The 12,866-nt window shown below is 62.4% G+C and carries 11 protein-coding genes; 7 read left to right on the forward strand and 4 right to left on the reverse strand.

Annotated features, from left to right (window positions below; all coding sequences use genetic code 11):
• Positions 1-11: 11 nt before the first annotated feature.
• The 7 genes from ACB030_RS17105 to ACB030_RS17135 all read left to right on the forward strand — a co-directional run bounded on the left by ACB030_RS17105 (position 12) and on the right by ACB030_RS17135 (position 9,458).
• On the forward strand, positions 12-2,516 hold the full coding sequence (locus tag ACB030_RS17105; RefSeq protein WP_371161445.1) for a DNA translocase FtsK 4TM domain-containing protein: 2,505 nt from the start codon (positions 12-14) through the stop codon (positions 2,514-2,516).
• 69 nt (positions 2,517-2,585) lie between these two features.
• Entirely contained in the window at positions 2,586-3,194 is a 609-nt protein-coding gene (lolA, locus tag ACB030_RS17110) for an outer membrane lipoprotein chaperone LolA (protein WP_371161447.1), read from the forward strand.
• A 152-nt stretch (positions 3,195-3,346) separates the two neighbouring features.
• The gene (locus ACB030_RS17115; protein ID WP_371161449.1) at positions 3,347-4,684 is read left to right on the forward strand and encodes a replication-associated recombination protein A; all 1,338 of its coding nucleotides are present in this window, start codon (positions 3,347-3,349) and stop codon (positions 4,682-4,684) included.
• A 277-nt stretch (positions 4,685-4,961) separates the two neighbouring features.
• Complete coding sequence (gene serS / locus ACB030_RS17120) at positions 4,962-6,257, forward strand: serine--tRNA ligase (RefSeq protein WP_371161451.1); 1,296 nt, start codon at positions 4,962-4,964, stop codon at positions 6,255-6,257.
• 187 nt (positions 6,258-6,444) lie between these two features.
• Complete coding sequence (locus ACB030_RS17125; protein ID WP_025326766.1) at positions 6,445-6,936, forward strand: CvpA family protein; 492 nt, start codon at positions 6,445-6,447, stop codon at positions 6,934-6,936.
• A gap of 18 nt (positions 6,937-6,954) precedes the next feature.
• Entirely contained in the window at positions 6,955-8,475 is a 1,521-nt protein-coding gene (gene purF / locus ACB030_RS17130) for an amidophosphoribosyltransferase (RefSeq protein WP_371161453.1), read from the forward strand.
• A 224-nt stretch (positions 8,476-8,699) separates the two neighbouring features.
• Positions 8,700-9,458, forward strand: coding sequence for a tRNA-(ms[2]io[6]A)-hydroxylase (locus tag ACB030_RS17135; protein ID WP_371161455.1), 759 nt, complete (start codon positions 8,700-8,702; stop codon positions 9,456-9,458).
• 145 nt (positions 9,459-9,603) lie between these two features.
• Here ACB030_RS17135 and ACB030_RS17140 read toward each other — a convergent pair whose 3' ends face one another.
• From ACB030_RS17140 to ACB030_RS17155, 4 genes are all read right to left on the reverse strand, one after another.
• Positions 9,604-10,389 carry an ATP-binding cassette domain-containing protein gene (locus ACB030_RS17140; protein WP_205641608.1) on the reverse strand — a complete coding sequence of 262 codons (786 nt, stop codon included), beginning with the start codon at positions 10,387-10,389 and terminating at the stop codon, positions 9,604-9,606.
• 334 nt (positions 10,390-10,723) lie between these two features.
• Positions 10,724-11,722 (reverse strand): oligopeptide/dipeptide ABC transporter ATP-binding protein, encoded by a 999-nt coding sequence (locus tag ACB030_RS17145; protein WP_005325353.1) that lies wholly within the window; start codon positions 11,720-11,722, stop codon positions 10,724-10,726.
• Positions 11,723-11,804: 82 nt separating this feature from the next.
• Positions 11,805-11,933, reverse strand: a complete 129-nt coding sequence (locus ACB030_RS17150) for a hypothetical protein (RefSeq protein WP_303804973.1) — start codon at positions 11,931-11,933, stop codon at positions 11,805-11,807.
• Positions 11,933-12,826 (reverse strand): ABC transporter permease subunit, encoded by an 894-nt coding sequence (locus ACB030_RS17155; RefSeq protein ID WP_139435476.1) that lies wholly within the window; start codon positions 12,824-12,826, stop codon positions 11,933-11,935. Before ACB030_RS17155 ends, ACB030_RS17150 begins: the two co-directional genes overlap by 1 nt.
• Between the last annotated feature and the right edge of the window lie 40 nt (positions 12,827-12,866).

Here is a 12,866-nt window from a genome sequence, read left to right on the forward strand (position 1 = left end):
GGAGCCGGAGTTTGGCCGATAAAAAGCTGTTTACTCCTTTGTCAGGTACGCAACGGATCTTCGAGGCCGTCTTGATCGCCATCACCCTGATGGCTGCCTATCTCTTGCTTGCCCTGTTGACCTACCATCCCGCCGATCCCGGTTGGTCCCAGACCTCCTGGCAGGGAGAGGTGAAGAACCTGGCGGGCAGCGCCGGTGCCTGGCTCGCCGACATCACCATGTTCACCTTCGGGGCCTTCTCCTATCTGGTGCCCCCCCTGGTGGTGCTGCTCGGCTGGAGCCTGTTCTGGCGCCCGAGCCGGCTGCTGGAGGTGGACTATCTCACCCTGTCGGTGCGTATCATCGGCTTCGTCCTGACGGTGCTCGGCATGTCGGCCATTGCCAGCATGAACTTCAATGACTTGCAGAACTTCTCCGCGGGCGGCCTGGTGGGTGACGTGATCGCCTCCGCCGTGGTGCCCCTGTTTGGCGGGGTCGGGGCCAACCTGATGCTGCTCTGCTTCGTGGCCACCGGCATCACCCTGTTCACCGGCTGGTCCTGGCTCACCATAGTCGAGCGGATCGGTGCCACCTGCACCGGCAGCGTCAGCGCCATCTACCATTTCCCCACCACGTTGGGTCGCTGGCTGACCGGCGGCTGGCGCCAGCCCCGTTTTGAGGGGCCGGATCCCCTGCTGGAAGGGGGCGTAGGCGCCCTGGATCTCGACGAGGGAGAGGACGAGCCTCATAGCAGCTGGACGCGCAATCCCAAGACCAAGGGGAGCCAGAAGTCAAAATCTGACGAATGGCTGCCGGAGCTCGATGACGACACCTTCCAGTTCGATCCGCAATTCGATGATGAAGAGGACGAGCCGGCGCCCGTGGCCAGACCCAAGCGCGCCGCCGTTGCCACTGCCCGCCGTCAGCCAGCCCTGGCCGATGACGGGGACGACGAACTCGCTCTGCCCTGGGCGGAAGGGGAGGAGGCTGGCGCGCCAGCGGTGGCCGCACCGGTCAAGCCCAAGCGTCGCCCCCAGCCCGCCATGGCGCCGCTGCCGAGCATAGAGCTGCTCGACCGCCCGCCCGCCAAGACCCAGATGATGAGCAAGGACGAGCTGGACCGCATGGGCCGGCTGGTGGAGGCGAAACTCGCCGACTACAACGTGCAGGCCAAGGTGGTCGGCGTCTATCCGGGCCCGGTCATCACCCGCTTCGAGCTGGATCTGGCGCCGGGCATGAAGGCGAGCAAGATCACCAACCTGTCGCGCGATCTCGCCCGTTCGCTGTCCGCCAGCAGCGTGCGGGTGGTAGAGGTTATCCCGGGCAAGACCTTTGTCGGCATCGAGCTGCCCAACCGGGTGCGCCAGACCGTCTACCTGCGGGAGACCCTGGACTGCGAGGCCTTCTCTGGCAGCCACAATCCGCTGACCATGGGGCTGGGGCAGGACATAGCAGGGGAACCCGTGGTGGTGAACCTGGCCAAGATGCCTCACCTGCTGGTGGCCGGTACCACTGGCTCGGGCAAGTCGGTGGGGGTCAACACCATGATCATCTCCATGCTCTACAAGTCGACGCCGGACGATCTGCGCTTCATCATGATCGACCCCAAGATGCTGGAACTCTCTGTCTACGAAGGGATCCCTCATCTCTTGACCGAGGTGGTCACCGACATGAAGGACGCCGCCAACGCCCTGCGCTGGTGCGTCGGCGAGATGGAGCGTCGCTACAAGCTGATGTCCGCGGTCGGGGTGCGCAACCTCAAGGGTTACAACGACAAGGTGCTGGCCGCGGCCGCCGAGGGCGAGCCCCTGCGGGATCCCCTGTGGCGCCCGGGTGACTCCATGGATCAGATGCCGCCTGAGCTGGAGAAGCTGCCCCACATAGTGGTGGTGGTGGACGAGTTCGCCGACATGATGATGATCGTCGGCAAGAAGGTGGAAGAGCTGATTGCCCGTATCGCCCAGAAAGCGCGGGCGGCCGGCATTCACCTCATTCTCGCGACCCAGCGCCCCTCTGTGGATGTCATCACCGGCCTCATCAAGGCCAACATCCCGACCCGGATCTCCTTCCAGGTGTCGAGCAAGATAGATTCGCGCACCATCCTGGATCAGGGCGGCGCCGAATCCCTGCTCGGTATGGGCGACATGCTCTACATGCCGGCCGGTACCTCCAACCCGACCCGGGTCCACGGCGCCTTCGTCGATGACCACGAGGTGCACAAGGTGGTGGCGGACTGGAAACTGCGCGGTGAGCCGAACTACATCGAGGAGATCCTCTCCGGTGAGTCTGACGGCGAGGGCGGTGGCGGCGAGTACGGCGGCGGGGGTGACGAGGAGCTGGATCCCCTGTTCGACGAGGCGGTCGCCTTCGTGGTGGAATCCCGCCGTGGCTCGACCTCCAGCGTGCAGCGCAAGTTCAAGATTGGTTACAACCGGGCGGCCCGTCTCATCGAGCAGATGGAAAACCAGGGCATCGTCAGCTCTCCGGGGGGCAACGGCCAGCGCGACGTGCTGGCACCGCCCCCGGTGCGTGATTAAGCCTTCATATCATCCTGGCCATGTCTGCGGACATGGCCTTTTATCTGACCCTCTTCAACGGGAATCGCGATGAAAAAAGCATTATTGATGGGTTCTGTACTGTTGCTCGCCAGCAGCCAGGTGTGGGCCGATGCGGCCAGCGATCTCAAGCAGAAGCTGACGGGTGTCAGCCTGTTCTCGGCCAAGTTTGCCCAGACCGTCTATGACAGCAAGGGCAAGGAGCTGCAAAAGGCGAGCGGCACCCTGCTGGTGCAGCGCCCAAACCGCTTCAACTGGCACACCACTGCCCCGGACGAGAGCCTGATAGTGGCGGACGGCAAGGATGTGTGGGTCTATGACCCCTTCGTCGAGCAGGTCACCGCCCTCAAGATGAAGGATGCGGTGCTCAACACCCCCTTCGTGCTGATCGCCGGCAACGATGTCGGGCTCTGGAAGAACTATGACGTGACCCAGCAGGGTGACGTCTACACCGTCACCAGCCGCAACAATGACGAGCTTATTGCCTCCTTTCGCATCACCTTCGACCGTCAGAACAACATCAGCCGGTTCGACGTGAAAGAGGCGCAGGGGCAGTGGAGCGAATTCGTCTTGAGCAGCTTCAACCGCAAGCCGGTGCTCAAGGGCAACGAGTTCGTGTTCAAGATACCCAAGGGGGTCGCACTGGACGATCAGCGCTGATGAGCAGGCGGTCGCTGGATTTATCGTCAGCCCGTCTGTCAACGGCGACGGGCGTGACGCTGGGGGTCAATAGAGATGAGTAACCTCTTATTGGATTTCGCGTCGGACCGTTTTTCCATGGCGGTATGCGTGATACTGAACGGTCAATACAGATGAGCAACTTGTCGCTGGATTTCTCGTCGGACTTTCGTCCGCTGGCGGCCAGGATGCGGCCGCAAACCCTGGATCAGTACATAGGCCAGCAGCACATCCTGGGGGCGGACAAGCCCCTGCGCAAGGCGATCCTGGCGGGGCACTGCCACTCCATGATCCTGTGGGGACCGCCCGGCACCGGCAAGACCACGCTGGCCGAGCTGATGGCCCACTACTGCCAGGCCGAGGTGGAGCGGCTCTCCGCGGTCACCTCCGGCATCAAGGAGATCCGCGCCGCCATCGACAAGGCGAAGGAGAACAGCTGGCGCGGGGTGCGCACCATCCTCTTCGTGGACGAGGTGCACCGCTTCAACAAGAGCCAGCAGGATGTGTTCCTGCCCCACATCGAAGACGGCACCATCACCTTCATCGGTGCCACCACCGAAAACCCCTCGTTCGAACTCAACAACGCACTGCTCTCCCGGGCCCGGGTCTACCTGCTCAAGCGGCTGGAGGAGGAGGATATCCTCGCCATGCTCGATCAGGCGATGACAGATCCCCGTGGCCTCAACGACCCGAGCCTCACCTTTGCCCCCGGGGTGAAGGTGGCGCTGGCGAAAGCCGTGGATGGGGACGGGCGCAAGTCCCTCAACTATCTGGAGCTCCTGGCCGACATGGCCGAGGCCAATGGGGCAGGGGAGAGGGTGATCGACAGCGCCCTGCTCGCCGCCGTGGTGGGTGAGCACGTGGCCCGCTTCGACAAGGGCGGGGATCACTTCTACGACCTCATCTCGGCGGTGCACAAGTCCATTCGCGGCTCGGCGCCGGATGCGGCGCTCTACTGGTATGCCCGCATGGTGAGTGCCGGTTGCGATCCCCTCTATATTGCCCGCCGCTTGCTGGCCATTGCCTCGGAAGACGTGGGCAACGCCGATCCCCGCGCCATGCAGGTGGCGCTCTCGGCCTGGGACTGCTTCCACCGCATAGGTCCGGCGGAAGGGGAGCGGGCCATCGCCCAGGCCATCGTCTACCTCGCCTGCGCCCCCAAGAGCAATGCGGTCTACACCGCCTGGAAGGCGGCGCTCAATGACGCCAAAAACCTGCCGGACTTCGAGGTGCCGCCGCACCTGCGCAACGCGCCGACCAAGCTGATGAGCGAGCTCGGCTATGGCGCCGAGTACCGCTACGCCCACGACGAACCCGGCGCCTATGCCGCCGGCGAGGAGTACTTCCCCCCCGAACTGGCTGGCAAGCACTACTACCAGCCCACCGAACGGGGTCTCGAGAAGCAGATCGCCCAAAAGCTCGATTACCTGCGTGAGCTGGACCGCCAAAGCCCGCGCCAAAGAGAGAAGTAAGGGGGCAGCATGGCGATCCCTCGGATCGGCGAAGATAAGGCTGCCGATGCCGTCAAACTTGGCAAAAACGACAGCAATACGCCCTGTTCGGGCGGGGGGGCGGTCTGCTACACTGCCCCTCTGACCCCGCTTGTCTTGGCCTTGCACCATCTTCTTGATTTCGAAGGCCCGATTCCGAAGACATAGGGGTGCGCCAACCGATGTTAACTTCCGGATCTGTTTTCTCGCCAGGGCGGATTACCCAGGCCCAGATCCCATTAAAAAAAGTAGGTAAACCATGCTGGATCCCAAATATCTGCGCAGCGATATCGAAGAAGCTGCCGTTCGTCTGGCGACACGTGGCTACGCGCTGGACGTAGCGGCTGTCAATGCTCTGGAAGAGAAACGCAAGGATCTGCAGTCCCGTACCCAGGAGCTGCAGGCCGAGCGCAACGCCCGCTCCAAGTCCATCGGTGAGGCTGCCCGTCGCGGCGAAGATGTGGCGCCGCTCAAGGCCGAGGTGACCAAGATCAACGACGAGCTGGAGACCAGCAAGGTCGAGCTGGAGGCCCTGCTGGCCGACATCAAGGCCATCTCCGACGCCATCCCCAACCTGCCGAGCGACACCACCCCGGTGGGCCGCGACGAGAACGACAACGTGGAAGTTCGCCGCTGGGGCACCCCGCGCGAGTTCAGCTTCCCGGTGCGCGATCACATCGATCTCGGCGAAGCGGCCAAGGGCGTGGACTTCAAGAACGGCGTCAAGCTCTCCGGTGCCCGCTTCGTGGTGATGAAGGGTCAGATTGCCCGCCTGCACCGCGCCCTGGCGCAGTTCATGCTGGACCTGCACACCCTGCAGCACGGCTACACCGAATGCTACGTGCCCTACCTGGTGAACCCGGACAGCCTGTACGGCACCGGCCAGCTGCCCAAGTTCTCCCAGGATCTCTTCAACACAGGTATCGAGGGCGAAGGGGAAGACGAGGGCAAGATGCGCAAGTTCTCCCTGATCCCGACCTCCGAAGTGCCGCTCACCAACATGGCCCGCGACGAGATCTTCGACGAGCAGGAACTGCCTATCAAGATGACCGCCCACAGCCCCTGCTTCCGCTCCGAAGCCGGCTCTTATGGCCGTGATACCCGGGGTCTCATCCGCATGCACCAGTTCGACAAGGTCGAGATGGTCCAGCTGGTGCACCCGGAAAAATCCTGGGATGCGCTGGAAGAGATGGTGGGTCACGCCGAGAAGGTGCTGCAACTGCTGGAGCTGCCGTATCGCGTGATGGCGCTCTGTACCGGTGACATGGGCTTCTGCGCCGCCAAGACCTACGATCTGGAAGTCTGGCTGCCGGCCCAGAACACCTACCGCGAGATCTCGTCGGTCTCCAACTGCACCGACTTCCAGGCGCGCCGCATGCAGGCCCGCGTGCGTGTCGACGGCAAGCCGCAGCTGCTGCACACCCTGAACGGCTCTGGCCTCGCGGTGGGCCGCACCCTGGTGGCGGTGATCGAGAACTACCAGCAGGAAGATGGCCGCATCGCCATCCCGGCGGCGCTGCAGTCCTACATGGGCGGCCTGACCCACATAGGGTAAGCTCCCTTTGCTGACCACAACGCCATGGCCATGCCATGGCGTTGTGCATTTGGGCGCCAGTCGCCCCCCGGCAGGGGAGAGGAGCGGTCTCCTTCGGCGCTCCATTGAACCTTTAACACATTTTTATCAAGCATTGCGCAATCGTTTTTGTTAGACTGCGCCGCAATTTCGCAGGACATCTTTTTCTATGGTCTGGATTGATTACGCCATCATCGGCATCGTCGGTTTCTCTGCCCTCATCAGCCTGGTGCGCGGCTTCCTGAAGGAAGCCATGTCCCTCGTCACCTGGTTCGTCGCCTTTTTCATTGCCAGCCATTTCTATCCCGATCTCGCCGTCTACTTCACCTCCTTCTCCGACGCCATGGTGCGCAACGGCCTGGCCATCGCCGCCCTCTTCGTGGCGACCCTGATCCTGGGGAGCGTGGTCAACTACGTGGTGGGCTTGCTGGTGGAAAAGACGGGACTCTCCGGCACGGATCGGGTGCTGGGTGTCTGTTTTGGCGCCATTCGCGGGGTACTGATCGTCAGTGCCCTGCTGTTTTTTATGGATACCTTCACCAGCCTCTCCCAGAGCGACTGGTGGGTGGCGTCCAGACTGGTTCCCGAGTTCAAGCCGGTGATCCAGTGGTTTTTCGGGTTCATGCTGAACTCGTCCAGTTTTCTTCAACAGGTACAGTGACTTCGAGGTAGCAAAGACATGTGCGGTATTGTCGGTATAGTTGGCACCACCCCCGTCAATCAGGCCCTCTACGACGCCTTGACGGTGTTGCAGCACAGGGGACAGGATGCCGCCGGGATCGTGACCATTGACAGTGGAAACTTCCGGCAACGCAAGGCCAACGGCCTGGTGAAGGATGTGTTTGAAGTGCGCCACATGCAGCGACTGAAGGGGCATATCGGCATAGGACATGTCAGATATCCCACCGCAGGCAGCTCCAGTGCCGCTGAAGCCCAACCCTTTTACGTGAACTCTCCCTACGGCATGGTGCTGGCCCATAACGGCAACCTCACCAACGCCAAGGATCTCAAGGAGCAGCAGTTCAAGGTGGCCCGCCGCCACATCAACACCACCTCGGACTCCGAAGTGCTGCTGAACGTGCTGGCCCACGAGCTGGATCTGTGCGACAAGATGGCGCTGGCCCCTGCGGACATCTTCTCTGCGGTGCGCAAGGTGCACCAGCAGATCCGCGGCGCCTATGCCGTGGTGTCGCTGGTGATCGGCCACGGCCTCATCGGTTTCCGCGATCCCAACGGCATTCGTCCGCTGATCCTGGGTCGTCGCGTCGACGATCAGGGCCAGGTGGAGTACATGCTCGCCTCCGAGAGCGTGGCGCTGGATGCCATCGGTTTCGAGACGGTGCGTGACGTCGCCCCGGGCGAGGCCATCTACATCACAGAGCAGGGCCAGCTCTTCTCCGAGCAGTGTGCGGAAAACCCGCAGATGAGCTCCTGCATCTTCGAGTACGTCTACTTCGCCCGCCCCGATTCGTGCATCGACAAGGTCTCCGTCTACGCCGCCCGCCTCAACATGGGCCGCAAGCTGGGCAAGAAGATTGCACGGGAGTGGGAAGATCTCGACGTGGACGTGGTCATCCCCATCCCCGAGACCTCCTGCGACGTGGCGCTGGAGATCGCCCATACCCTGGGCCTGCCTTACCGCCAGGGCTTCGTGAAGAACCGCTACATCGGCCGTACCTTCATCATGCCGGGCCAGACCCAGCGCAAGAAGTCGGTGCGTCGCAAGCTCAACGCCATCAGCTCCGAATTCAAGGGCAAGAAGGTGCTGCTGGTGGATGACTCCATCGTCCGCGGCACCACCTCCGAGCAGATCATCCAGATGGCCCGTGAAGCGGGGGCGGCCAAGGTCTACTTCGCCTCGGCGGCACCGGAGATCCGCTTCCCCAACGTCTACGGCATCGACATGCCCACCGCCAACGAGCTGATCGCCCATGGCCGTGAAGTGGAAGAGGTGTGCAAGCTGATCGGCGCCGATGGCCTGATTTTCCAGGATTTGGAAGATCTGGAAGAGGCGGTGCGGGAGATCAACCCCGAACTGCGCCACTTCGAGACCTCGGTGTTCAATGGCCACTACGTCACCTCCGACGTGGATCAGGGCTATCTGGACCACCTGAACGCCCTGCGCAGCGATGACAACAAGGCGGTGCGCGAGTGGCAGGAAGGGACCAGCAACCTGGAGATCTTCAACGAAGGCAGTTAAACGTTTTCGCTGTCAATGACAGAGATGAGATGGGGGCTGCGGCCCCCATTGTCGTGTCTGGGTAAATGGGTGAGGGATCTTATCTGTTTGAAAAAAAAGCACTTATGCAGCCGGGTGTGGGCAGTGACCGCGGGATCCGCTAGCATAGTCACCCTATAACGCCCTTAGCGCAGTGGTATCCACTCGACAAAATGCCGTATCAACCAGAACAGACGAGAATTCAGATGGATGACTTGTTAGCACCCGTGCGCCAGTTCCTGCATTGCGAGACCCCGGATGAGTGGGTGGCAATGGCGCGGGATCCCGCCCAATTGCCGACCCTGCTCATCGATCACGCCAACTGCGAGAACAAGGCCGCCCTGACGGCCCACAGCCTGGTGCGCCGCTACTGCCTGCCCAAGGAGAAGCGCCACCTGCTGCCCAAGCTCGAATTTTACCGTGAGCTGGACGCCATCCCAGAGAAGGCCGAGATCCTCGGCAAACGCACCATGGGGGAGTCCGACAGAAGCGTGTTCGCCGAGCTCGAACGCAACCCCCTGTTGTTCCCCATGGTGCGGCTCATTCAGGAGGAGCTGCACCACTTCGAGCAGGTGCTGGAGATCATGCAGGCCCGCGGCATCCCCTACGGGCCCGTCACCGCCTCCCGCTATGCCCGCAGTCTGCTGGCCCACGTGCGCACCTACGAGCCGGCGGCCGTGGTGGACAAGATGATCATCGGCGCCTACATAGAGGCGCGCTCCTGCGAGCGCTTTGCCAAGATTGCCCCCCATCTGGACGAGGAGCTGGGCCGCTTCTATGTCTCTCTGCTGCGATCGGAGGCACGCCACTACCAGGATTATCTGGCACTGGCCGAGCAGTACGCCGGGGAGGATATCAGCGAGCGGGTCGCCTATTTTGGCCGGATTGAAGCCGAGCTTATCTGCTCGCCGGACCCGCAGTTCAGGTTCCATAGCGGCCTGCCTGTCAGATCTGACAGTTGTTGAGCCCAAAGGGGCTGCCTACTATCTCGGTGTTCCTACTACGAGCGACGCAATCACTTTTTTGAGCGCAATCCCCCGGCGACTGATGTGACATCAGGCCGGGTTTTTTTATGTCCGGCCCATGGGCCGGAGGGGGAACGGCTGGGGATCAGCGGCGGTATTCGTTGTTGTAGTTCTGGATCAGGCGGCGGGTCACGTCGTGCTGGGGATCGGCAAACACCTTGAGGGTCTTGCCGCGCTCCACCACCCGGCCCTCGTGCATCACCAATACCTCGTCGCTGATGTGGCTGACGATGCCCAGATCGTTGGCCACCAGCACATAGCTCAGCCCCATGGTCTCCTGCATCTCCAGCAGCAGGTTGATGATCTGGGAGCGCACCGAGATGTCCAGGGTGGAGAGCGCCTCGTCGGCCACCACGATTTTCGGGTTGAGGATCAGCGCCCGCGCCAGCCCCACCCGTTGCTGCTGACCGGCGGAGAGCATCTGGGGGTAGAAGAGCGCGTGATCTGCCAGCATGCCCACCATGCGCAGGGTCTGGATCACCTTCTCCCGGCGCTCCTCCTCGCTCAGGGCCGTGTTGAGGCGAAGCGGCGTCTCCAGGATCTGGCCGACCCGGATCTTTCGGTTGAGCGAGGTGTTGGGGTCCTGGAAGATCATCCGCAGCAGCTTGCAGCGGGTCTGATAGTCACCGTGAACCAGGGGCTGCCCCTCGATGGCGATCTCGCCGCCGCTCGGCTCTATCATACCGGCCAGGATCCGCGCCAGGGTGCTCTTGCCAGAGCCCGCCTCTCCGACGATGGCCAGGGTCTGGCCCACCCCGAGATCAAACGACAGGGGCTTGATGGCCTCCACTGCCTGGCGCCGAAACAGGCCGGTGCGGTTCTGATAGGTCTTGCACAGGCCCCTGACCTGCAACAGGGCGGGTTCGATCACAGGCTTGGCTCCTTCATGACGACATTCACGATCAGGCTCATTTCTTTGGCTCTTCCATGTTCAGCGGGAAGTGGCAGCTGGGGCATGGATGTCCTTTGGCCTTGCTGATTGGGCATGGGCTGGTGATGACTCGGGCTCATTTCTTCGGCTCTTCCATGTTCAGTGGGAAGTGGCAGCTTGGAAATGGATGTCCCTTGGCCTTGCCGATTGGACATGGGCTGGTGATGACTCGGGTTCATTTCTTCGGCTCTTCCATGTTCAAGGGGAAGTAGCAGTTGGGGCATGGATGTCCCTTGGCCTTGCTGATTGGGCATGGAGTGGTGATGACTCGGGCTCATTTCTTCGGCTCTTCCATGTTCAAGGGGAAGTGGCAGCTAAATTGGTGTCCCTTGACCTTGCTCATCAGCGGGGTCTGCACACACTGCTTCTGGGCGTATGGGCAGCGGGGGCCGAGGCGGCAGCCGATGGGCAGGTGCTGCAGGGGGGGGATCACCCCGGGCAGGGTCTCGAGCCGGGACTTGTGGCGCACCAGCTTGTCAAAGTCGGGAATGGACTTGAGCAGGGCGTCCGTATAGGGGTGACGGGGGGATTCGAGGATCTGATCCCGGGTGCCCACTTCCACCATCTGGCCGCAGTACATGATGTTGATGGTGTCGGTCAGGTTCGCGATGGCGGCGATGTCGTTGCTGATGATGAGGATGGTGGTGTTGCCCAGCTTGTTCATCTTGTCCAGCAGTCGCAGGATCTGGGAGTGGGTGGTGGACTCCATGGCGCTGGTGGGTTCATCCGCCACCAGCAGCCGCGGCTGATTGGCGATGGCCATGGCGATCATCACCTTCTGGCACATGCCATCCGACAGCTCGTGGGGATAGGCCCGCATCACCTTGCGGTGATCCTTGACCCCGACCCGGTGCAAGAGGGCGATGGCCCGCTTCTTGCGCCACTGGAAGCGCTGCCAGAATTTGCCGGCGAAGGCGCTGGTGGGGATGGCCTCCTCGAGCTGGGTGCCTATCTCCTCGGAGGGGTCGAGACAGCTGATGGGATCCTGGAAGATCATGGCGATCTCCCGGCCCATGATGCGGCGTCGCTCCTTGGGGGCCATGGTCAGCAGGTCCATGTCGTTGAAGCGCATCCGGTCGGCGCGCACCGTCCAGTTGTCCTTCTGGATACCGACGATCACCTTGGCCACCAGGCTCTTGCCCGAGCCTGATTCTCCGACCAGGCCGCGGATCTCCCCCTCGTTCAGGGTCAGGCTGACCCTGTCCACCGCCTTGACCTTGCCCTGGGGGGTGTCGATCTCTATGGTCAGGTTGCGTATGTCGAGCAAGGGCATCAGTGGCGCTCCTCATGGGGGTGTGGCAGGGCGTGCTGCATCTGGGCCATGCCGTCCTTGATGGTATAGAGCCGCAGTATCATCAATCGTTCCCCTCTTTGAGCGCTTCGCGGATCCCTTCGCCTACCAGCGATGGGTTGACCAGCACGCCGTACAGGAATGGGCGGAGAACAAGGGTGAGCATGCCTTTCTTCGGCACAGAACATTGCATCAGTCGTTCCCTTCTTTAAGCGCTTCGCGAATGCCTTCACCTACCAGGTTGGTCACCAGCACGCTGAACAGAATGGCCATGCCCGGCAGAGTCACCGTCCAGGGGGCCAGATAGATGAGATCGCTCGAATCCGCCAGCATGGCGCCCCACTCCGGCTGGGGGGACTGGGCCCCGAGGCCGAGGAAGCCCACCGCCGAGATATCCAGGATGGCGGCAGAGAGGGTCCGGGTGGTCTGGGTCACCAGGGTTTCCACTATGTTCGGCAGTATGGCCAGACGCATGATCCGCAAGGGGGGCGAACCGTCGAGGCGGCTGGCTATGATGTACTCCTTCTGCATCTCGGCGTGGACGGCGTTGTAGGTCGCCCGGATGAAGGGCGGTATCAACGCCAGCGTGATGGCGATCAGGGTGTTGAACAGCCCTGGCCCCAGGATGGCGACCACTATGATGGCCAGCAGCAGGGAGGGGATGGAGAGCAGGGTGTCGAGCAGGTGATGGAGCACGCTCGACTTCACCCCCTTGCTCATGCCGCCGAGGATACCGATGGCCGAGCCGACGAGGAGCGCTATCACCACCACCAGCAAGGCGTTGCCGAAGGTGAGGCGGGCCCCCACCACGAGGCGGGAGAGGATGTCGCGGCCCAGATCGTCGGTGCCGAGGAAGTAGTCTATGTTCCCCGTGCTGGCCCAGGAGGGGGCTAGCAGCAGGCGGCCGCTGTGCTGATCATCGATGCCGTAGGGCACCACCAGGGGCCCCACCAGGGTGATGAGCAGCAGCAGGCCGAAGCACCAGAGCCCCCCCATGGCCAGCGGATTGCGGCGATAGGAGGCCCAGGTCTGCTCCAGAGGGGAGAGGATCCTGAGCTCCGGATAGATGTTCGATTTATCGTGCATGATGCAGGCTCCAGCCCTGGCCATGAGCGGGGTCAGTCTT

The sequence above is a fragment of the Aeromonas sp. S16(2024) genome, assembly GCF_041403065.1.
In the GTDB taxonomy this organism is placed as follows: Bacteria; Pseudomonadota; Gammaproteobacteria; order Enterobacterales; family Aeromonadaceae; genus Aeromonas.

Excerpts from the sequence above, each read along its gene's own strand:
- purF (WP_371161453.1), top strand. The coding sequence starts at position 6,955 with ATGTGCGGTATTGTCGGTATAGTTGGCACCACCCCCGTCAATCAGGCC.
- ACB030_RS17115 (WP_371161449.1), top strand. The coding sequence starts at position 3,347 with ATGAGCAACTTGTCGCTGGATTTCTCGTCGGACTTTCGTCCGCTGGCG.
- serS (WP_371161451.1), top strand. The coding sequence starts at position 4,962 with ATGCTGGATCCCAAATATCTGCGCAGCGATATCGAAGAAGCTGCCGTT.
- ACB030_RS17150 (WP_303804973.1), bottom strand. The coding sequence starts at position 11,933 with ATGCAATGTTCTGTGCCGAAGAAAGGCATGCTCACCCTTGTTCTCCGC.
- ACB030_RS17135 (WP_371161455.1), top strand. The coding sequence starts at position 8,700 with ATGGATGACTTGTTAGCACCCGTGCGCCAGTTCCTGCATTGCGAGACC.
- ACB030_RS17125 (WP_025326766.1), top strand. The coding sequence starts at position 6,445 with ATGGTCTGGATTGATTACGCCATCATCGGCATCGTCGGTTTCTCTGCC.
- lolA (WP_371161447.1), top strand. The coding sequence starts at position 2,586 with ATGAAAAAAGCATTATTGATGGGTTCTGTACTGTTGCTCGCCAGCAGC.
- ACB030_RS17155 (WP_139435476.1), bottom strand. The coding sequence starts at position 12,826 with ATGCACGATAAATCGAACATCTATCCGGAGCTCAGGATCCTCTCCCCT.
- ACB030_RS17145 (WP_005325353.1), bottom strand. The coding sequence starts at position 11,722 with ATGCCCTTGCTCGACATACGCAACCTGACCATAGAGATCGACACCCCC.